Source organism: Mesorhizobium sp. CAU 1741, assembly GCF_039839275.1.
Classification (GTDB): Bacteria; Pseudomonadota; Alphaproteobacteria; order Rhizobiales; family Rhizobiaceae; genus Aerobium.
This window is the reverse complement of record NZ_JBDOQP010000005.1, coordinates 156,817-175,795: the sequence shown is the minus strand read 5'-3', so window position 1 is coordinate 175,795 and position 18,979 is coordinate 156,817. Positions and strand designations below refer to the sequence as shown.

At 67.1% G+C, this 18,979-nt stretch carries 20 protein-coding genes and 1 pseudogene; 8 read left to right on the top strand and 13 right to left on the bottom strand.

Annotation, left to right across the window (positions count from 1 at the left end; genetic code table 11):
* The first annotated feature begins 14 nt into the window (after positions 1-14).
* Genes AAFN84_RS19785 through AAFN84_RS19775 form a run of 3 tightly spaced genes read left to right on the top strand, consistent with a single transcriptional unit; the run spans position 15 to position 2,780 of the window.
* Entirely contained in the window at positions 15-1,040 is a 1,026-nt protein-coding gene (locus AAFN84_RS19785; RefSeq protein WP_347516398.1) for an NAD-dependent epimerase/dehydratase family protein, read from the top strand.
* A complete protein-coding gene (locus tag AAFN84_RS19780) occupies positions 1,027-1,731 on the top strand; it encodes a TetR/AcrR family transcriptional regulator (RefSeq protein ID WP_347516397.1) in 705 nt (234 codons plus the stop codon). Before AAFN84_RS19785 ends, AAFN84_RS19780 begins: the two co-directional genes overlap by 14 nt.
* Positions 1,728-2,780: a dihydrodipicolinate synthase family protein gene (locus AAFN84_RS19775; RefSeq protein WP_347516396.1), complete on the top strand. Its 1,053-nt coding sequence runs from the start codon at positions 1,728-1,730 to the stop codon at positions 2,778-2,780. The genes AAFN84_RS19780 and AAFN84_RS19775 overlap by 4 nt, the downstream gene beginning before the upstream one ends.
* Here the strand turns inward: AAFN84_RS19775 and AAFN84_RS19770 are convergent.
* The 9 genes from AAFN84_RS19770 to AAFN84_RS19730 all read right to left on the bottom strand — a co-directional run bounded on the left by AAFN84_RS19770 (position 2,777) and on the right by AAFN84_RS19730 (position 12,537).
* Complete coding sequence (locus tag AAFN84_RS19770) at positions 2,777-3,547, bottom strand: SDR family oxidoreductase (protein ID WP_347516395.1); 771 nt, start codon at positions 3,545-3,547, stop codon at positions 2,777-2,779. The two genes, AAFN84_RS19775 and AAFN84_RS19770, sit on opposite strands and share 4 nt — an antisense overlap.
* A gap of 4 nt (positions 3,548-3,551) precedes the next feature.
* Complete coding sequence (locus AAFN84_RS19765) at positions 3,552-5,300, bottom strand: SMP-30/gluconolactonase/LRE family protein (RefSeq protein WP_347516394.1); 1,749 nt, start codon at positions 5,298-5,300, stop codon at positions 3,552-3,554.
* Complete coding sequence (locus AAFN84_RS19760) at positions 5,228-6,220, bottom strand: NAD(P)-dependent oxidoreductase (protein ID WP_347516393.1); 993 nt, start codon at positions 6,218-6,220, stop codon at positions 5,228-5,230. Before AAFN84_RS19760 ends, AAFN84_RS19765 begins: the two co-directional genes overlap by 73 nt.
* Positions 6,217-7,320 (bottom strand): ABC transporter ATP-binding protein, encoded by a 1,104-nt coding sequence (locus AAFN84_RS19755; RefSeq protein WP_347516392.1) that lies wholly within the window; start codon positions 7,318-7,320, stop codon positions 6,217-6,219. Before AAFN84_RS19755 ends, AAFN84_RS19760 begins: the two co-directional genes overlap by 4 nt.
* Before the next feature lie 3 nt (positions 7,321-7,323).
* Positions 7,324-8,154, bottom strand: coding sequence for a carbohydrate ABC transporter permease (locus AAFN84_RS19750; protein ID WP_347516391.1), 831 nt, complete (start codon positions 8,152-8,154; stop codon positions 7,324-7,326).
* A gap of 11 nt (positions 8,155-8,165) precedes the next feature.
* Positions 8,166-9,071, bottom strand: coding sequence for a sugar ABC transporter permease (locus tag AAFN84_RS19745; protein ID WP_347516390.1), 906 nt, complete (start codon positions 9,069-9,071; stop codon positions 8,166-8,168).
* Positions 9,072-9,153: 82 nt separating this feature from the next.
* Positions 9,154-10,425 (bottom strand): sugar ABC transporter substrate-binding protein, encoded by a 1,272-nt coding sequence (locus AAFN84_RS19740; RefSeq protein WP_347516389.1) that lies wholly within the window; start codon positions 10,423-10,425, stop codon positions 9,154-9,156.
* 28 nt (positions 10,426-10,453) lie between these two features.
* Complete coding sequence (locus AAFN84_RS19735) at positions 10,454-11,623, bottom strand: mandelate racemase/muconate lactonizing enzyme family protein (RefSeq protein ID WP_347516388.1); 1,170 nt, start codon at positions 11,621-11,623, stop codon at positions 10,454-10,456.
* Positions 11,620-12,537 (bottom strand): dihydrodipicolinate synthase family protein, encoded by a 918-nt coding sequence (locus AAFN84_RS19730; protein WP_347516387.1) that lies wholly within the window; start codon positions 12,535-12,537, stop codon positions 11,620-11,622. The genes AAFN84_RS19735 and AAFN84_RS19730 overlap by 4 nt, the downstream gene beginning before the upstream one ends.
* Before the next feature lie 113 nt (positions 12,538-12,650).
* Between AAFN84_RS19730 and AAFN84_RS19725 the strand changes: the two genes are divergently transcribed.
* The 5 genes and pseudogenes from AAFN84_RS19725 to AAFN84_RS19705 all read left to right on the top strand — a co-directional run bounded on the left by AAFN84_RS19725 (position 12,651) and on the right by AAFN84_RS19705 (position 16,297).
* Positions 12,651-13,604, top strand: coding sequence for a 2-dehydro-3-deoxygalactonokinase (locus AAFN84_RS19725; protein ID WP_347516386.1), 954 nt, complete (start codon positions 12,651-12,653; stop codon positions 13,602-13,604).
* Positions 13,594-14,217, top strand: a complete 624-nt coding sequence (locus tag AAFN84_RS19720) for a 2-dehydro-3-deoxy-6-phosphogalactonate aldolase (protein ID WP_347516385.1) — start codon at positions 13,594-13,596, stop codon at positions 14,215-14,217. The genes AAFN84_RS19725 and AAFN84_RS19720 overlap by 11 nt, the downstream gene beginning before the upstream one ends.
* Positions 14,159-14,407, top strand: a pseudogene (locus AAFN84_RS19715) (hypothetical protein); the annotation flags it as partial. The gene AAFN84_RS19720 and the pseudogene AAFN84_RS19715, both read left to right, overlap by 59 nt.
* 22 nt (positions 14,408-14,429) lie before the next feature.
* Complete coding sequence (locus AAFN84_RS19710) at positions 14,430-15,449, top strand: hypothetical protein (protein WP_347516384.1); 1,020 nt, start codon at positions 14,430-14,432, stop codon at positions 15,447-15,449.
* Entirely contained in the window at positions 15,446-16,297 is an 852-nt protein-coding gene (locus tag AAFN84_RS19705) for a DMT family transporter (protein ID WP_347516383.1), read from the top strand. The genes AAFN84_RS19710 and AAFN84_RS19705 overlap by 4 nt, the downstream gene beginning before the upstream one ends.
* Before the next feature lie 6 nt (positions 16,298-16,303).
* Here AAFN84_RS19705 and AAFN84_RS19700 read toward each other — a convergent pair whose 3' ends face one another.
* The 4 genes from AAFN84_RS19700 to AAFN84_RS19685 form a co-directional block, all read right to left on the bottom strand.
* A complete protein-coding gene (locus tag AAFN84_RS19700; RefSeq protein WP_347516382.1) occupies positions 16,304-16,477 on the bottom strand; it encodes a hypothetical protein in 174 nt (57 codons plus the stop codon).
* A gap of 62 nt (positions 16,478-16,539) precedes the next feature.
* Complete coding sequence (locus AAFN84_RS19695; RefSeq protein WP_347516381.1) at positions 16,540-16,875, bottom strand: hypothetical protein; 336 nt, start codon at positions 16,873-16,875, stop codon at positions 16,540-16,542.
* Positions 16,875-17,774, bottom strand: coding sequence for a DUF6772 family protein (locus AAFN84_RS19690; protein WP_347516380.1), 900 nt, complete (start codon positions 17,772-17,774; stop codon positions 16,875-16,877). The genes AAFN84_RS19695 and AAFN84_RS19690 overlap by 1 nt, the downstream gene beginning before the upstream one ends.
* Before the next feature lie 10 nt (positions 17,775-17,784).
* On the bottom strand, positions 17,785-18,927 hold the full coding sequence (locus tag AAFN84_RS19685) for a mandelate racemase/muconate lactonizing enzyme family protein (protein WP_347516379.1): 1,143 nt from the start codon (positions 18,925-18,927) through the stop codon (positions 17,785-17,787).
* Positions 18,928-18,979: the final 52 nt, after the last annotated feature.

Genomic DNA, 18,979 nt, shown 5'->3' with positions numbered 1-18,979 from the left:
CAAGGAACAAGACCATGACCGCATTGCCGTCCGAAATCCGCAACGAGGAAGAGCTGGAGGAGATGCTCTCCCGGCCCAGCGACAGGCTGGTCGAAACCCTTGCCGCGCTTGACGGCGACATCACCATCCTCGGCGTCGGCGGCAAGATGGGCCCGACGCTGGCACGCATGGCCAAGCGCGCGGCACCCGGCAAGCGGGTCATCGGCGTCGCCCGTTTCTCAGAGCCCGGGCTGAAGGAAAAGCTCCAGGGCTGGGACATCGAGACGGTCGCCTGCGACCTGCTCGACCGTTCCGCGCTCGAAGGCCTGGAAAAGACCGCCAACGTCGTCTTCATGGCCGGCCGCAAGTTCGGCTCGGCCGGCAACCAGTCGCTGACCTGGGCGATGAACGTGCAGGTGCCGGCCATGGTCGCCGAGACCTTCGCCGCCTCGCGCCTAGCCGTCTTTTCGACGGCCTGCGTCTATCCCTTCGTCGACATTGCCGGGCAGGGCGCGCGCGAGGACCTCGACCTGAACCCGCCCGGCGAATACGCCAATTCCTGCGTCGGCCGCGAGCGCATGTTCGAGCACGTCTCGCGCACGCGCGGCACCAGGGTGTCGCTCATCCGCCTGTCCTACGCCATCGACATGCGCTATGGCGTGCTGCACGACGTGGCGAGCGCGGTGCAGGCGGGTGAGCCGGTGCAGATCGACAGCGGCCATTGCAATGTCATCTGGCAGGGTGATGCCAACGACATCGCGCTGCAGTCGCTGGCGCATGCCGATTCGCCGCCCTTCGTGCTCAATCTCTCGGGCCCGGAGCTGGTCAGCGTGCGGCGCCTGGCGCAGAAATTCGGCGAGCGCTTCGGCACCGAGCCGGTGCTGGAGGGCAAGGAGCAGGACAAGGCGTGGATCGTCGACACCAGCCTGCAGCAGCAGCTCTTCGGCTATCCGACCGTGCCGCTGCCGCGGCTGATCGACTGGACGGCGAAGTGGCTTTCCGAAGGCGGCCGATCGCTCGGCAAGCCGACGCATTTCGAGGTACGAGATGGCACTTACTGAGGATACGGGCGGCAAGGCGGCGGACGCGGGCGACAAGCCCCGGCAGACGCGCGACGCCGTCGCCACCCGTGCCCGCATCCTGAAATCGGCCGAGAAGGAATTTGCGAAGAAGGGTCTCAAGGGCACCCGCATCGACGCCATCGCCAAGCGGGCGCGCTGCAACAAGGCGCTGATCTACCACTATTTCGGCAGCAAGGAGAATCTGTTCAGCGCCGTCCTGGAGCTGACCTACCAGAAGATCCGCGAGGCCGAGCACAATCTCGAGCTGGCGCATCGCTCGCCGCAGGAGGCGATGGAGGAGCTGATCGGCTTCTCCTTCGACTATGTCAGCGAGCATCCCGAGTTCATCTCGCTGATCAACGACGAGAACATGCATGGCGGCGTGCACGTGTCGCATTCGGTCCGCGCGCGCGACCTCAATAGCCCGCTGGCGGCGCTGATCGACCAGATCCTCAGGCGCGGCCAGGCAGACGGCGTCTTCCGCCAAGGCGTCGACCCGGTGCAGCTCTACATCTCGATCGCCAGCATCTGCTATTTCTTCATCGCCAACCGCCACACGCTGTCAGCCATCTTTGCGCTGCCCAAGACGCAGGACGTACTGGCCATGCGCCGCAGGCACGTCATCGAGGTGATCCTCGGCTACCTGCGTCCCGACTCGACCCAAGAAGCACTTCCGAAAGCACCGACATGAAGATCGACGACATTCCGTCAGTACCTCTCGCGGCCCTGCGCAGGGGCGGCGTCATTCCCGCCCATCCGCTCGCGCTCGACGCCTCGCGCACGCTCGACGAGCGCCGCCAGCGCGCGCTGTCGCGCTACTATCTCGACGCCGGCGCCCATGGCATGGCGGTCGCGGTCCACACGACGCAGTTCGAGATCCGCGACCACGGCCTGCTCGAGCCGGTGCTGTCGCTGGCTGCCGAAGAAGCCGCGCGCCATCCATCCGAACCTTTCCTGGTGGCTGGCGCCATCGGCAAGACGGAGCAGGCGCTGCGCGAGGCCGAGCTTGCCCGCGCCAAGGGCTACCATGCGGTACTGTTGGGCCTGGCGGCGATGAAGCACGCCAGCGAGGACGAGCTCATCGCCCATTGCCGGGCGGTGGCCGAGATCATGCCGGTGGTCGGCTTCTATCTCCAGACCGCCGTCGGCGGACAGCCGCTGCCCTATTCGTTCTGGCGCCGCTTCGCCGAGATCGACAATGTCGTGGCGATCAAGATGGCGCCGTTCAACCGCTATCGCACGCTCGACGTGGTGCGCGCGGTCATCGACGCCCGCGCCGAGGAGCGCATCACGCTCTATACCGGCAATGACGACCACATCGTCGCCGACCTGATGACGCGCTTCACCTTCCCGCGCGACGGCAAGCCGGTGAGCGTGCGCATCAAGGGCGGACTGCTCGGCCACTGGGCAGTGTGGACGAGGAAGGCGGTGGAGCTTCTGGCAGACATCCACGAGCGGCCGGATGCGCGCTCGGCGTCCGAATGGCTGGAACTCGATGCCCGCACCACCGATGCCAACGGCGTGCTCTTCGACGTCGCCAACGACTTCGCCGGCTGCATCGCCGCCATCCACGAGGTGCTGCGCCGGCAGGGGCTGCTCGAAGGCACATGGTGCTTGAACCCCGACGAGACGATGGGACCGGGCCAGGCCGCGGAACTCGACCGCATCGCCCGCGACTATCCCGAACTCAACGACGACGCCTTCGTCCGGGACAATCTCGACCGCTGGCTTGCCGGCTAATAGCCGCCGGACAGCACGATGGTCTCGCCGGTCATGAAGCTGCAGGCATCCGAGGCCAGGAACAGTGCTGCGCCGACCATCTCGTCGGCGTTGGCGGCGCGGCCCATCCAGTTGAGCTGGCGCACATAGGCGTCCCAGCCCTGAGGGTCGGCGGCCTTGCGGTCGGCGTTGCGGTCGGTGTCGACCAGTCCTGGTGCGAGCGTATTCAGAAGCACGTTCGACGCGGCGTAGTCGCGCGCCTGGCTCTGGATCAGATTGTGCTGCGCCGCCTTGGTGGCGGCATAGGCGGTGACGATCGATTTCGGCCGGAGCTGGTTGATCGACCCGATGCTGACGACGCGGCCCCAGCGCCGCTCCGCCATGGCCGGCAGCACATGGCGCAGCATCTCGAAGGTCGAGCGCAGATTGACGTCGAGCTGCAGGTCGAGATCCTCGTCGGTCATGTCGGCCAGCACCGCGTTGACCTGCGCCGACGCGTTGACGACGAGAATGTCGACCGGCCCGGCAACGCGCTCGGCGTCCTCCAGAAGCCGTTTGCCCGCGCCGCGTTCGCGCAGGTCGGCGCCCAGCGCCCAGGCCTGCTTGCCGCTGGCCGCGATCCGCGCGCGTACAGGCTCGGCCGCCTCGGCACTCTGGCCATGCAGAACCACCCGCGCGCCTGCGCCTGCCATCCCTTCGGCGATCGCCGCGCCGATGCCGCGGCTGGAGCCGGTGACGAGCGCGGTCCTGCCGTCGAGTCGAAAGCGGTCGAAGGGGTCTGCGATCATTGGGTCATCCGTGCCGGAAAAGCCCCACCGGCGCGCCGGCGACGCCCGGCGTGCAGGCGAACAGCCCGCCCGAAAGCGGCGCTTCGGCAAGGCTCGACGCGGGCAGGCGGGTGCGGGCGCTGGTGATGTAGAGGGTGGAAAGGTCGGGACCGCCAAAGGCGACGCTGGTCGGGCGCGGCACCGGCAGGTCGATCGCCCGTTCCAGCCTGCCTTCGGTGTCGTAGCGGTTGACGCGCCAGCCGTCCCAGATGGCGCACCATAGCCCGCCTTCTTCATCCACCGCGATGCCGTCCGGTCGGCCTTCCGATTCCGGTATCCGGGCGAAAACCCGGCGATTGGCGATTGCGCCGGTCGACGGCTGGCAATCATAGGCGTGGATGAGGCCCGGCACCGTGTCGACGAAATAGAGCGTGTCGCCGGACGGGCTCCAGGCGATGCCGTTCGACACCGTGATGCCGCTTTCCTTGCGCGTCGTGGTGCCGTCCGGCTCGACCCGGTAGAGCGCCCCGGTGGGCCGGCTCGCATCAATGCGCATCGAGCCGATCCAGATCGCCCCGTCGGGGCCGATCTTGGCGTCGTTGAGGCGGTTGTCGCGCAGGCCCGCTTCGGGGCTTGCGAACGGCGTCATCTCGCCGGTCTCGAAATTCAGCCATTCGATGCCGTCCTGCGAGGCGACGAGCAACCGCCCGTCCTCCAGCGGCAGCACGGCGCTGATCAGCTTGCCGGTGTCGCAGGCCTCGTTGCGGCCGGTCTCCGGCGCGAAGCGGTAGACGGCCGGATGGAGGATATCGACCCAGTAGAGCAGGCGCTGCGCGTCGTGCCAGACGGGCGCCTCGCCGAGCTGCGCGCCCCACGGCAGCACGCAGCTCAGGCTGGCCTGCGGGCGTCCCTGCGAGGCGCGCGGCCGTGGCCGCGAGGTAATGGCGACCGCGCCGGCCGATCCGGTGATGCGCCGCGCCGCCGCGATCAGCTCGCGGCCTGCAGGGTGAATGCTGGTTGCGTCGAGGCGCGAGGAGGGCCCCAGCGCCACCAGCGCGCCGATCGGCGTGCCGTCGCGCCCGAGGATCGGCGCGGAGACGGAATTCACGCCGGTAAGGTGTTCCTCGTACGACACCGAATAGCCGCGCGCGCGCGTCAGCGTCAGGTCGGCCTGCAGCGCCTCGGTGGTGGTGATCGTCTGCCGGGTAAAGCCGTCGAGCTTCAGCCTCTCCATGATGGCGCGGCCGAGCGCGGGATCCTGGTAGGCGAGCAGCACCTTGCCGGCGGCGGTGCAGTGCAGCGGCACACGCCGGCCGACATCGACGCGCACCGAAAGCCCATCGCCGGAGCGCTCGTCGAGATATTGCACGACGTCGCCGTCGAGCCGGCACAGTGCCACCGTCTCGCCGATCTCCGCCGACAGCCGGTCGAGTTCGGGCACCGCAGCCGCCACCAGATCGAACGAATCCCACACGCGGTGCGACAGTTCGAGGAAGCGGCGGCCGAGCATGTAGGTGCCCTTCGCCTCGTCCTGCTGCACCAGGCCGAAGGCGACGAGGGTCCGCAGGATGCGCGCGAAGGTCGGCTTCGGCAGCCCCGAGGCCCTGAGCAGGTCGGCAAAGCGCATCGGGTCGGGCGCGTCCGCGACGATGTCGAGGAGCGTCAGGCCCTTGGACAGGGCGGCGGTGCCGGCAGGCGTCGTCAGGTCCCGGTCTTCGCGAGACGTGCGCGTCTTGCCTGCACGGCTTCCTCCAGCATCCGCTCGATCGTCCATTGCGGCTCAAACCTCAAAACGCGCCGAATCTTGTCGTTCGACGTATGATACCAGACTCCGGCACCCGGCAGGTCAGCCTCGACCACCGGCAGCCCCGTGGATGCGGCCATGGCGTGAACCAGTCCGGCGAGGTCCACCGGCTCGGTTGCACCCAGATTGAAGACCTGTCCAGCGGCGTTTTCGCTGAGCATGGCGAGAAGCACGCCTTCGACCATGTCGCGGGTGTCGGTGATGTGCATGCGGAACGGCCGGCCGTTCTCGTTGCGCGCCACCACATGCGCCGGAACGCCTGGATCTGCGGCGCGCAGGATGTCGGCTGCCGCGTGATTGCCGAAGCCCTCCTGCTGGCGGATGCGCGGCTGCAGGAAGAAGCGCGGACCGGAAAAGAAGCTCGTCTCGTCGAGCAGCTCGGCGGCGTCCTGCGTGTGCGAGAAGCGCAGGATCACCGTCTCCATTTTCCCGGCGCGCTGGTGGAAGCGCACCAGCTCCTCGCCGAGCAGCTTGGTCAGGCCATAGGGCGAGTTGGCGTGAAGCGGGTGCTCCTCAGTCACAGGCAGGAATTGCGGCACGTTTTCCGGATAGACCTCGCCGGAACTGGCGAAGACGAAGCGTGTGGCACCAGCTTGCGCGGCAGCGTCGAGCAGCACCCGCGTGCCTTCGACATTGGCCTCGAACATGCGCGCGCGGTCGGCCGGCGCCCACGACATGAAGGCGCCCAGATGCAGGACGTGGGTGACGCCCGCCATCGCGGTTTCGACCGCCTGCGCGTCGCTCAGCGCGCCGGTGACCTCGCTGAAGTCCGGATGCGCGCGGCCCGAGGCGCGCAGGTCGAAGCCGCGAACCGTCTCGCCTTCCTTGAGGAGCCGCGACACGACGGCCGATCCGACGCGGCCGGACGATCCGGTGACGAGAATGCTCATGGGCGGATCGCCTTTTCGGTCTGCGCGTCGAAGAGATAGAGCCGCGCCGGGTCGAAGGAGAGCGTCACTTCCTCGCCCGCCGCCAGCGGTCCCGAATGGTCGACGCGGGCGATCATGCCCCTGGCGGCTTCATCCTCCGCGTGCCCGACGACACGCTTCTGGCTGCCGGCGTCGAAATAGATGTACTTTTCCGAACCGAGGCTTTCGACCAGCGTCGGACGCACGGTGAAGGTCACCGGGCCGGCGCCCAGCGACAGGTGTTCCGGGCGCAGGCCGGCGATGATCGGGCCGGCGGGAGGGCGGGCGCCTTCCAGCGGCACGTCCTGTTCGAAGAGGCGGACATGCGGTGCATCGCCGCCGCTCACCTCCGCCTCCATGAAGTTCATGCCGGGCGAGCCGATGAAGCCGGCGACGAACAGATTGTCTGGTTTTTCGAACAGCACGTCGGGTGGCGCGATCTGCTGGATTTCGCCGTCGCGCATGATCACCACGCGCTGCGCCATGGTCATCGCCTCGATCTGGTCATGAGTAACGTAGACGGTCGTGGTGCCGATGCGCCGGTGCAGCGCGCCGATCTCGGCGCGCATGTGGACGCGCAGCTTGGCGTCGAGGTTGGACAGCGGCTCGTCCATCAGGAAGGCCTGCGGCTGGCGCACGATGGCGCGGCCGAGCGCGACGCGCTGGCGTTGGCCGCCCGACAGCTCCTTCGGCCGCCGGTCGAGATAGGAGGTGACCTCGAGGATGCGCGCGGCATCCTCGATGCGCTGCTCCATCTCTGCCTTCGGCGTGCCGCGCATCTTCAGCCCGAAGCCGATGTTCTGCCGCACGGTGAGGTGCGGATAGAGCGCGTAGTTCTGGAACACCATGGCGATGTCGCGGTCGCCTGGCGCCAGGTCCGTCACGTCGCGGTCGCCGATGAAGATCGAACCGCCCGTGGCCGGCTCAAGCCCGGCGAGGATCTTCAGCATCGTCGACTTGCCGCAGCCCGACGGCCCGACAAGCACGACGAACTCGCCATCCTCGATCTCCAGCGAGAACGGTTTCAGTACGTTCAGCGCGCCGTAGTTCTTGTGCACGTTGCGAATGGAAATCTTGGCCATGGATTATTTCTCCGCACCGGCGGTCAGCCCGCCGACCAGATAGCGTTCGAGGAAAAGGTAGATGATGATGACCGGCACCGCGACGAACACGGCCGCGGCCGAGATCTCGTTCCAGTCGGTGACGTATTCGCCTTTCATCGTGGTGATGCCGAGATTGGCGGTCCAGTTGTCCTGCGCATTGACCAGGAAGGTGCGCGCATAGGCGTAGTCGGCCCAGGACAGGACAAAAGCATAGAGCGCGGTTGCCGCCAGGCCCGGAGTGGCGATCGGCAGCACCACACGCACCATCGCGCCCATCGGCGAACAGCCGTCGACCATGGCGGCCTGTTCCAGCTCGCGCGGGATGGTGTCGAAATAGCCTTTCAGCATCCATGTCGCGAACGGCACGATCAGCGTCGAATGCGCGATCACCAGCGTCCACATGCTGCCGATCAGGCCGAGATTGCGGAACACCGCGAACAGCGGGATCACCAGCAGCGTCGCCGGCAGCATCTTGGCGGTGAGGATAAACAGGCCGAGCGCATGGCCGCCGCGCAACTGGTAGCGCGACAGCGCGTAGCCGGCGAACACCGACACCACCATCGACAGCGCCACCGAACCGAGCGCGGCGATCATTGAGTTCATCAGCCAGGTCGGGATCGGGCGCGCCTCCCAGACGCGGGCAAAGATCTCCCACTGCGCGTCTGCCGGCCAGAAGCTCGGCGGCAGGGCGGACAACTCCGCCGAGGTCGAGATGGCGGTGATGAACAGCCAGTAGATCGGGAACAGGATCAGCGCCAGCGTCGCGATCACGCCGAGATAGAGCATCAGGCTCTGGTTGAAAGTACGTGTCATCGCGTCGCTCCTCAGTAGATCGCCTTGGTGCCGCGACCGAGCATGAACATGCTGGCGACGACGCTGATGACGAGCGTCAGCACACCCACGGCAGATGCATAACCGAAATTATGGAACCCGAAGGCCTGGTCGTAGGTCATGATCGACAAAGTCTGCGTGGTGCGCAGCGGGCCGCCCTCGGTGAGCACCTTGATGATCGAGAAATCACGGAAAACCCAGAGGATCACCAGCACCAGCGTGACGCCCAGAACCGGCATCAGGAGCGGCAGCGTGATCCAGCGGAAGCGTTGGGCGGCGCTGGCACCATCGACCTTGGCGGCGTTGTAATAGTCCGCCGGGATCGACTGCAGGCCGGCGAGCACCATGATGGAGACGAACGGAAAGCCCTTCCACACCATGGTGACGGCGACCGCCCAGAAGGCGGCGGAGGGGCTGGAGACCCAGGGGATCATCGTGTCGGTGATGCCGGTGACGACGAACAGCCAGCTCATCAGGCCGAAGGAAGAGTCGAATATCCATGCGAAGATGACGACGGCGATGACTTCCGGCACCGCCCAGGGCAGCGCCATGCCGAGCCGCGCCAGGGTACGGCCGCGAAAGCGGTTGTTGACGAGCAGCGCCGTCGACATGCCGACGATGAGGCTTCCGATCGTCACCACCGCCACCAGCTTGATCGTCACCCAGCAGGCCATCCAGAATTCGGACGAGGCGAAGAGCCGTTCGTAGTTGTCGAGCGTGAACTCGCCGCGCCGGCCCATGCGCGGGATGCGCACGTCCTGGAACGACAGGTCGACGGCGATGGCGAGCGGATAGACGATGATGAAGCCGACGAGCAGCACGGCCGGCGCGAGCAGGATGTAGCCGAGCAGGTGCTGGCGGCTGGGTCGCGCCAGGTCGAACATCTTGGCGTGGGACATGATTCAACGGCCTTCAGAAAGGACGGCGGGGTAAGACGGCCGCCCCCCGCCAAGGGGGACGGCCGCCAGCGTTCTGCGATGGTCAGTTCGCCAGGGCTTCGGCGTTGGCCTGCATGGTCTTGACCACTTCGGCCGGGTCGAGGTCCTCGATGATCATGCGCTGGGTCTCTTCCTGGATCATCTTGCTGAACTCGTTGTAGTTCAGCTCCAGCCCGACCGGGATGCGGTCAATGCCGCCCGCCGAGGCGGCCTGCATCGTTTCCACCAGGATCGGGAAGTGAGGAACCGCTTCTTCCACGCCCGTCACGTCAGCGGTCGGGCTCGGCGGTGTGTTGCCGGCGACCGTGGCATAGGTGCGCTGGAATTCCGGCGACATCGTCAGCTTGATGAACTCCCAGACCAGTTCCTTCTCCTCGTCTGGAATCTCGCTCGGCATGGTCAGCACGTTGGACGAGCCGCCCAGCGGCACGGTGAAGGGCGGCGCGGCGACGACGGTGTCGGCCGCGGCCTCGCCTTCCTGCATGGTCCCGTAGAGCCACGGACCGTCGAGCTTGAGCGCGATCTTGCCGTCGGCGAAGAGCTTGCGCACGTCGCCGGCCGACATGTCGATCGGCGTCAGCCCTTCCTTGATCACCGTCTTCCAGCGGCTGAGGCCCTCGACCATTTCCGGCGTGTCGATGGTGACGTTGCCTTCCTTGTCGGTCCAATAGGCGCCGGCATCGATGATGTAGCTCAGCATCTCGGTGAGGTACTGGCCGGCGCCGCCGCGCGTCTCGTGGCCGGTGCCGAACTGGTCGGGGATGCCATCGCCGTTCAGGTCCTTGGTGGTCGCGCGGGCGGCGGCCAGGAACTCGTCATAGGTGGTCGGCACGGCGATGCCCTCGTCCTCGAGGATCGCCTTGTTGTAGGCCATGATGTAGCCGAAGTAGCTCAGCATGATGCAGACCGTCTCGCCGTTCCACTGGCACACGGACTGGCCTGCCCAGCCTTCGAGGTCGATGTTGTCGCGCTCGATCCACGGGTCGAGGTTTTCCAGCCAGCCGGTGTCGGCAAAGGACTGGAACTCGAACGACGCCAGGTGCACGATCTGCGGCGGCTGGCCGCCGGCGAACAGCGTCGTCATCGTGTCGGCATAGGCGCCGCGCTCGACCTTGGTGAACTCGATCGTCACGCCTTCGTGCTGCTTCTCGAATTCCTCGATGACGGATGCCCACCAGTCGCCATTGCCGGCGTCGTCGACCTGCCACGAGATGAATTTCAGCGTCGTCTGCGCCATGGCCGGCGTCAGCGCCGATGCCGAAAGCAGCGCGGCCACGGCGAGCGTGCCAAGGCCCTTACCTATCAGTCCAGTCATGTTTTCCTCCCGGATCTACAGTTTACAGTCAAATCGGCTGGAGCAGTCCCAGCGCTTCCTCGGATGGCTCGACCCCGAGGCCCGGCCCGGCGGGAAGGCGGTAGGTGCCCTCGCGACAGTCCATGTCGCCGACGAGAAGCCGGCGGTTGGGCTCGAAGATCGAGTGTTGAAACTCGTGGCCCGCCAGCGTCGGCAGCGTCGAGGACGCCTGCAGGCTGGCCGCGAGAAAGATGCCCGCGCCGATTGTGGCGTGGGGGATGACCTTGATGTCGTGCTCGGCTGCCAGCGCGCCGATGCGGGTGAAGTTGGTGATGCCCTTGTGGCCCATCTCGGGCTGCACGATGGCGATGTCGCAACGCTCGATGCGGTGGCGCATGTCCCAAACGGTACGCCATTCCTCGCCCACCGCGATCGGCACATCGGTGCCCGTCGAGACCCTCTCGAGCGCGGCGATGTCCTCGGTGCGCACCGGTGCTTCGGCAAACCACAGGCCGTGCGGCTTCATCGCCTCGATCAGCGCCAGCGCCTCGTCCGCCGTCTGGTTCCAGTGCATGTCGGCGGCGATCTTCGCCTTTGGCCCGAGCGCCGCGCGCAGGTTTTCCAGTTCCGCCGCCGGTCCGTCGTCGGCGACGGGGGTCGCGAACTTGAAGGCGTCGAAGCCGCGATCCTGCCAGTGCCGCGCCAATTCTGCGCGCTTTGCCATCGTCGGCTCGGGCAGGCCGGAGACATAGGCGGGAAAATCGTTGCGGGCCGCGCCGCCCAGCAGTGCGGAAACCGGCTTGCCTGCCTGCCTGCCTGCGATGTCCCACAGCGCGATGTCGATGGCCGCCAGCGCGTCGACATAAAAGCCGCCGGTATAGCCGCGCACCCGCATCAGATCGTAGAGATCGTCATAGATCGCCGACGGGTCCTCGACCTCGCGGCCGATGACGAAGCCCGCCAGAAGATCGTTGATGATGGCGCCGACCGCGCCCGGCGCGACGATGCCGTAGGTTTCACCCCAGCCGGTGGTGCCGCCGCGCGTCTTCACCCGCACCAGCACGCTGCGGTCGAAGGTCGGGTAGACGGTGCGGTTGCCCTTGCGCACGATATAGCCCTGCGCATTGGGGCTCTCGCCCGGCCGCAGCGCGCCGAGATAGGGCGTGTCGCGCGGAAGCGTCAGCGTGAAGACCTCGACGCTTTCGACCGGTCCGCTCATGCCACCTCGCTTGCCGCGTCGGAAAGCAGGCCGAGCGTGCGCAAATTGGCGTCGATGTCCTCGACCGCGTAGCGATCCATCATCGGCGTCGGCGCGCGCACCTGCACCTCCGACAGCATGCCGCGCCGCATCAGCACATGCTTGGTCAGCCGCATGCGGTAGACAGCCTGCAGCGTCAGCAAAGGCAGGGTGCGCACATAGATCGCGCTCGCCTTTTCCCGGTCGCCGCGCCGCCATGCGGCGTCGAGATCGACATGCGCGTCGGCAAGCTCCAGAGCAGGCATCGCCGCGCAGGCGCCGCGGGCATATTCGTCGAGGATATAGCGTGCGCCGCCGCCGCCAATCACGCCCTTGAGCGTCTTGGGGGCCTCGGCCAGGATATGGGTGATGGCGGGACCTGCCGGCAGGGTCTCTTCCTTGACATAGGTGATCTGCGGGATCGCGGCAGCAATCTCGACGATCGCCTCGGGCGCGAGGTCCGAGCCGCGCGGCGCGGGCGCGTTCTGCAGGATGATCTCCATGGCAGGCAGTGCGTTCGCGACCTCGGCAAGGAACGCCCCGACCTCACGGGCGCCGGCGCCGACCGATTTCGGCGGCTGTACCATCAGATGCGTCACGCCCAGCGCCCCGGCAACCTTTCCATGGTCGATGACCTCCTGAGGCGAGGCCGCACTGGCGCCGGCGATAACCGGCACGCGGCCGGCCGCTTCCTTCACCACGACACCCAGCAGCTCCGCGCGCTCGCTCGGCGTCAAGGTCTCCACCTCGCTGGCGAAGCCCGGAAAAACCACCCCCTGGACACCGGCGTCGCAGGCGAAGCGAACCAGACGACGCATCGCCTCAATGTCGACCGCGCCATCGGCACGAAAGGGTGTGGGGAGGACGGGCAAGATGCCGCTCAACATGCCTGACATTCGGTAGGTCCAATTGGTGAGACTATAAATTCACTTATTGACACTACAGCGGGCGATTGCCTATGACAAGCCCACATCGAAATTTGTCGCGCAGCGAAGTGGAGCCCGCAAAAATGACCGCCCAGCAAACCGCGCCGCGCTGCATCGTCGTCGACTGGGGCACGACCTCGTTCCGCGCCTTCCTCACCGCGCCGGACGGTAGCGTGCTCGATGCGATCGAGACGGCGGACGGCATCGGCAAGCTTGCCAAGGACGAGTTCGAGCCGCTGCTGCTGCGCAATCTCGACGACTGGCTCGGCCAGTGGCCGGCTCTTCCGGTCGTCTGCCTTGGCATGATCACCAGCCGCAATGGCTGGATCGAGCTGCCCTACGTGCCCTGCCCGGCAGATCTGCGGGCGCTTGCACGCGGCGCGCACGAAACGGCGTTGCCCAACGGCTCGCCGCTGATTTTCCTCGGCGGTCTCACCGACCCGGCGCGCTGGCCCTATCCCGACGTGATGCGCGGCGAGGAAACCCAGATCGCCGGCTTCGGCCTCGACCGCGAGGCGACGGTGGTTCTACCCGGCACCCACAGCAAGTGGGCGCGGGTGGCAGGCGGGCGGATCGCAGGTTTCCAGACCTTCGTGACCGGCGAAATCTTCGCGCTTCTGTCGCAGCATTCGTTCATCGCGCGCTCGGCCGCACCTGCGTCGCCGGAGCCGCGGTGGGAGGCCTTCGCGCGTGGTCTGGCCTACGCGGCCGACGAACGCACGGATGCCTCCGCCTTCCTCTCGCTGATCTTCTCGGCGCGCACCGGAATGCTGGCCGGCAAGCTCGCGGCAAGCGAGATTACCGATTATGTCTCCGGCCTCGTCATCGGCTGCGAGTTCCGCCAGGCGCACGAACAGGGCTGGTTCGAACGCGGCGGCGCGATCGGCATCGTCGGCAATGACGGGCTCAACGAGCGTTACGCGCGTGCGGCTGAAACTTTCGGACTGGTCGTGATAGACGGCGGCGAGGAGGCGGCGATCCGCGGCGCGCTCGCCATTCTCGAAACGGTGCAGGAGGCATCCAACGATGCTGCATGACATGCTCGACGCCTGCCCGCTGGTCGCCATCCTGCGCGGGCTTGAGCCGGCCGAGGCGGTCGACACGGCGCGCGTGCTGGTCGACGCCGGCTTTCGGATCATCGAGGTGCCACTCAACTCGCCGGAGCCGTTCAAGAGCATCCGCCTGATCGCAAAAGCGTTCGGCGACCGCGCGCTGATCGGTGCCGGCACGGTGCTGCGCGCCGACGATTGCGCCCGGCTTGCCGATGCATGCGGGCGGCTGGTGGTGGCGCCGAACTTCGACGCCCGCGTGGTGAAGGCGGCACGCGCGGCGAAACTCCACGCCATGCCCGGCGTCGCCACGGTTTCGGAGGCCTTCGCCGCCATCGAGGCCGGTGCCGACGCGCTAAAACTGTTTCCTGCAGAGACGCTGGGACCTGTCGGGCTCAAGGCATGGCGGGCGGTCCTGCCCGCCGACATCCGCCTGCTGCCCGTGGGCGGAGTCACGCCGGACGCGCTCAAGGCCTGGCACCAGGCCGGAGCAAGCGGATACGGCATCGGCTCGGCGCTCTACAAGCCCGGCATCGGGCTCGATGAACTGTCACGCCGCGCAAAGGCGTTCGTTGACGAGGCCAATAATCTTGCAGCATGACGTGCCCGGCTTCCAGCCATTCGGAACCATGCCCGACGGGCAGCCCATCCTCTCCGCCGACATTGCCGCCGATGGGCTGGAGGCGAAGATCATCACGCTTGGCGCGGTCGTCGCCGACCTGACCGTCCAACTGCCCGGCGAAATCCGCCGCGTGGTGCTGGGCTTCGACCATGCCGAGCCGTACCTCCATCACTCGCCGCATATAGGCGCCATTGCCGGCCGTTTCGGCGGGCGCATCCGCGACGGACGTCAGGGTCGATGGCGATGTCTTCGAACTCAGCCGCAATGGCGGCGCGCACCACGCCCATGGCGGGCACAACGGCTTCGGCCGGCGTAACTGGCAGGCGGTCGAGGCCGGGCCAGCGCAGGCAACGGTCTCCCTGCATTCGCCGGACGGCGAGGAAGGCTATCCGGGCGCGGTGACGATGCGGTGCACCGTGAGCCTCGCCGATGGCTGGCTATGGATCGAGCTCACCGCGCAAAGCGACAGGCCGACGCCGTTCAATCCGCTTCACCATGGCTATTTCAATCTCGACGGGACGGGCACGATCGCGGGCCACAGGCTGACGATCCCTGCCTCAACCCGGCTGGAATGGGCCGAGGACAACTGCCCGACCGGCCGTTTCGTGCCGGTCGAAGGCGCGCTCGACTTTCGCCACCCGCGCACCTCTGATCCGGCCGTCGGCTACGACATCAGCTACATGCTCGACGAAAAGCCCGGCGACGCCCCACGGTTCGCCGGCCTCGTCGAGAGCACCAGCGGCGATCTCGCCATGGAAGTCTGGACCACCGAGCCCGGCCTGCATTTCTATGACGGGTTCAAGCTCGACGTCCCGGTGCCCGGTCATGGTGGCGTCGCCTACAAGCCGCGCCACGGGTTGTGCCTGGAGCCGACGCGCTTCAGCGACGCGCCCAACCAACCAGCCTTTCCCGATACGATCCTGCGCCCCGGCGCGCCCTATCGCCAACGCACCGGCTTTCGCTTCGTGCCGGGCGACGGGCAGGGCTATCGCATAGGGGCTCTGGGGAGTGCGTCGACCCCCACTCCGTCCCGCTTCGCGGGCCACCTCTCCCCCGCTCGACGGGGGAAAGGAAAGGCGCTGCCGCAACGCGAGCGTGTTTCCAGCTTGGGTTCCTCTCCCCCGTCGAGCGGGGGAGAGGTGGTCGGCGAAGCCGATCGGAGTGGGGGTCGACCAACTCATAGGCAGTCCCCCCGGGGCGGCCGGGGATGAGCCCGCCTTCCGAACGCCTGGCGATCCTGCAGGGGCTGGGCGCGGTCGCGGCGGGCGTCGGCAACAATGCGCTGATCGCGACGCTGGCGACCTTGCCGGTCCTGCAGATCGTGCTGCTGCGCGCCGGCGGCGCGATCCTCATCCTGCTGCCGGTGATCCTGTGGACGGGCTGGCGCAGGCCGTCGCTGTTCTCGCTGCTGCGCGCCGGCGTCGAGGCGTCCGCGACCCTGCTGCTCGTCTTCGCGCTCGTCACAACCTCGCTCAGCCTGGTCGCCACCATCATGATGGCAATCCCGATCGGCGTGATGTGCGGCGCAGCACTGGTGCTGGGCGAACGGCTTAGCAGGACCGGGCAGGTGCTGGTCTGCGTCGGCTTCGCGGGTGCGGCGATCGCCACCACGCCGACCTTCGGCGGCGACCTGATGGGCGGGGCAGCGGCGCTCGGCTCGGCGGCCCTGTTCGTGCTTCGCGACCTGATGACCCGCCGCCGCCGCGAGTTCGTCTCGGCACTGGAAATGTCGCTGACGGCGAGCCTGATCACGCTGGTCTTCGCGCTCGTCGCCGGCGGCCGGCACGGCTGGCTGCCGATAGACGCCGCGGACATGACGGTCGTTGCCGGCATGATCGTGCTCTACGTCGCCAGCAACCTGCTGATCGTCGCCGCGACCCGCAATGGCCGGCCGGCGCTGGTGGCAACGACGCGCTATTCGACGGTGGTCTGGGCGATGCTCGTCGACATCCTCGTCTTCGCGCATTTTCCCCATCCCGCGACGCTGGCCGGCGCTGCTCTCATCATCGCCTGCGGTCTCGGGCTGATGCTCACCGAGCGGCGACGCCCGGGCGCTTGAAGAACGTCAGTTGCGGCCGTTGTTGGGGCGCGCCTTGCTGCCCTTGTCGGTGACGGTGGACGTCGTCTTGGCGTCCGCCGACTGGCCGAAATGCGTGCCGCCGAGATGACCGCCGCCGCTGGTGTTGTCGACCGCCTTCTCGATGGATTTCTGAAGGTCCTGCTTGTCTGTTTTCGTCATGGTCATTCTCCCGTTTGGAGTGACCCCAACTGTTTCGGGCGCGGACTGTTCCGCAATACGCGCTAGGCTTTCAGGTGCAGCGTCACCAGCACCGTGCTTTGCGCGGGGCCGTCGAAATCCGCCGCGATCCGCAGCCAGCCGCCGAAATGCCTGACCCGCAGCGCGACAATCTCGTCCTTGCGCGCCGGCATCGGCGCCTCGCTACCTTCAGCGACCCAGTGCATGCCGTCGGGCGACATCTCCACCCGGACGACCGGCTGCGGGCCGGTTGGCGCCTTCAGCGCGCGCACGAAGAAGACCGCCTCGCGCGCCCAGCCCGCCTCGTGCGGTTCGCTGGCCGCGCTGCCTGTCCAGCGGTCGTTGCGGGCGACGATGGCGGTGATGTTTTCCGGCAGCATCAGAAATCCCCCGAAATGCAGACCGAGTCGACATAGAGGAAGGCGCGCTTGTCGGTGTCGGTCTCGGCGAAGAACACGAAGTTGAGCATGCACCACAGGTTCTTCATCGCCGGCATGCGGATCGAATCCATGCCCGACACGTCCAGTTCGCGGTCGTTGCAGCGCAGCGCCAGCGGCATCATCGTGTCGAGGTCGAAGTCGAAGCAGAGATAGGTCCAGTTAATCTTGGTCGCGATCTCGTTGTAGCACAGGCGCTGCCTGCCGCCGGGCAGGTCTTCCCAGCCCTCGGGTGCCAGATGGTAGTGGCTGAGCACGCCGTCTCCCTCCCCCACCGGCTGAAACTCGGTGTTGGAGCGCTTGAACTGCCATTTCTGGACATGCTCGCCGTCGAGCGCGTTGAGGAAGCGGATATGCGGCATCACGCGCTCTCCGCCGGCATCGCTGTCGCCCGACTGCAGATCGAACAGGAAACCGACGGCGCGCACGTCGGTCTCGCCCAGCTTCAGCTCGGTCGCCTCTGGCTTGAAGGTGAAATAGGTCTCGAAGCGGATCTTGCCGCGGTGGCGGAAGGTGTGGCGCTTGATCGCCGCGTTCTGCGCGCCGCGGCGCGGCCGCGTCGCGATCTTGAGCGCATAGGACGAGCCCATGCCGCCATGCGACCCGGCGTCCCAGTGCGGCAGCGTCGACAGCATGGCGCTGGTGTGCTGGGCGTAGCCCGGCAGCATCGTGTCGAGGTCGCCCTGGTAGTTGCCGACGAGCTGCGACCAGCCGCCATGCCCTTCCGAGAACATGTCGTGACTGATGATACGCTGCAGCGGGTCGAAACGGCTCAGCTTCGGGTCGGCGCGCAGCATCGCCAGCCGCATCGCCTCCGCCATGTCTTCGATCGTCTGTGTCATGCCGCTCCCCTCACTGAACCCGCAGCCGCTTGACCGCATCCCAGTCGACCTCGACGCCGAGGCCGGGACCCGTCGGGACCGGCAGCATGCCGTTCTTCTGCCGGTCGGCGCCGGGCGCGGCACCGGTGATCCAGGTCTTGAACGGGCTTTCGTCCGTCTCGCATTCCATCGCCTTGACGTTCGGCATGGCGGCGGCGAGATGCACGCTCGCGATTTCGCAGATGATGCCGGACATGCCGATATGCGGTGCGTACTGCACGTCATGCGCGTCGGCGAATTCCGCCATCCGCCGCGTCTCCGTGATCCCGCCCGAGCGCGCCACGTCCGGCTGGATGTAGGACAGCGTCCGGTTGGCCACGAGCCGCATCGTCTGGTCGAGCGTGTAATTGCTTTCGCCCGCCGCCAGCGCGGTGTCGCAGCGCCGGTGCAGTTCCTCGTAGCCGGCCTCGTCCTCGGGTCGCAGCGGCTCCTCGAACCAGAAATAGCCGTTGGCGCTGAGTGCGCGCCCGACCTGCACCGCCTCCTCAAGCGTGTAGGCCCAGTTGGCGTCGACGCACAGATCGATATCGTCGCCGGCGCGCTTGCGCAGCCGCTCGATGCGCCGGCAGGCATCCTTCACCGGCTTGGCGACCTTGACCTTGATGCGCGGAAAGCCCTTTTCGAGATAGGCGTCGAGCTGCTCGTCCATGAAGGCGTCGTCGCCCCAGTTCACCGAGGCGGCGTAGCACGGCACTTCCGTGCGGCCCATGCCGCCGAGCAGGCGGTGGATCGGCATGTTGGCGACCTTGCCGAGAATGTCCCACAGCGCGATGTCGACGCCGGAGATCGCCTCGAAAAGCATGCCGCCGCCTCGCCCCGAAAGCGCGCGTCGCATGGTGCGCCAGTGCGCGGTGATGTTGGTCGGGTCCTGGCCGACAAGGCGCGGCTTCAGCGACGTCTCGATGAGATCGGCATAGGCACGCGGCGAGAACCGCGCCAGCGCCTCGCCCACGCCGGTGATACCGGCGTCGGTGCGCACCTCGACGAGCACGATCGAGACTTCCGAATATTTGCCCCATGAGGTGACGGTGGGACGCGGCAGCGTCTGCGTCAGCGGGTGGGCAATGATGTCGGTAATCTTGATGTCCGCGCTCTGCGATGCGGTCTCTGTCACGTGTTCCTCCCTCGTCGTCGCGGCGAAATCGCGCCTGCTCTTGTAGACAGGA

Coding starts and splice junctions, on each gene's coding strand:
- AAFN84_RS19785 (WP_347516398.1), top strand. CDS start 15: ATGACCGCATTGCCGTCCGAAATCCGCAACGAGGAAGAGCTGGAGGAG.
- AAFN84_RS19780 (WP_347516397.1), top strand. CDS start 1,027: ATGGCACTTACTGAGGATACGGGCGGCAAGGCGGCGGACGCGGGCGAC.
- AAFN84_RS19775 (WP_347516396.1), top strand. CDS start 1,728: ATGAAGATCGACGACATTCCGTCAGTACCTCTCGCGGCCCTGCGCAGG.
- AAFN84_RS19770 (WP_347516395.1), bottom strand. CDS start 3,547: ATGATCGCAGACCCCTTCGACCGCTTTCGACTCGACGGCAGGACCGCG.
- AAFN84_RS19765 (WP_347516394.1), bottom strand. CDS start 5,300: ATGGACGATCGAGCGGATGCTGGAGGAAGCCGTGCAGGCAAGACGCGC.
- AAFN84_RS19760 (WP_347516393.1), bottom strand. CDS start 6,220: ATGAGCATTCTCGTCACCGGATCGTCCGGCCGCGTCGGATCGGCCGTC.
- AAFN84_RS19755 (WP_347516392.1), bottom strand. CDS start 7,320: ATGGCCAAGATTTCCATTCGCAACGTGCACAAGAACTACGGCGCGCTG.
- AAFN84_RS19750 (WP_347516391.1), bottom strand. CDS start 8,154: ATGACACGTACTTTCAACCAGAGCCTGATGCTCTATCTCGGCGTGATC.
- AAFN84_RS19745 (WP_347516390.1), bottom strand. CDS start 9,071: ATGTCCCACGCCAAGATGTTCGACCTGGCGCGACCCAGCCGCCAGCAC.
- AAFN84_RS19740 (WP_347516389.1), bottom strand. CDS start 10,425: ATGACTGGACTGATAGGTAAGGGCCTTGGCACGCTCGCCGTGGCCGCG.
- AAFN84_RS19735 (WP_347516388.1), bottom strand. CDS start 11,623: ATGAGCGGACCGGTCGAAAGCGTCGAGGTCTTCACGCTGACGCTTCCG.
- AAFN84_RS19730 (WP_347516387.1), bottom strand. CDS start 12,537: ATGTCAGGCATGTTGAGCGGCATCTTGCCCGTCCTCCCCACACCCTTT.
- AAFN84_RS19725 (WP_347516386.1), top strand. CDS start 12,651: ATGACCGCCCAGCAAACCGCGCCGCGCTGCATCGTCGTCGACTGGGGC.
- AAFN84_RS19720 (WP_347516385.1), top strand. CDS start 13,594: ATGCTGCATGACATGCTCGACGCCTGCCCGCTGGTCGCCATCCTGCGC.
- AAFN84_RS19705 (WP_347516383.1), top strand. CDS start 15,446: ATGAGCCCGCCTTCCGAACGCCTGGCGATCCTGCAGGGGCTGGGCGCG.
- AAFN84_RS19700 (WP_347516382.1), bottom strand. CDS start 16,477: ATGACGAAAACAGACAAGCAGGACCTTCAGAAATCCATCGAGAAGGCG.
- AAFN84_RS19695 (WP_347516381.1), bottom strand. CDS start 16,875: ATGCTGCCGGAAAACATCACCGCCATCGTCGCCCGCAACGACCGCTGG.
- AAFN84_RS19690 (WP_347516380.1), bottom strand. CDS start 17,774: ATGACACAGACGATCGAAGACATGGCGGAGGCGATGCGGCTGGCGATG.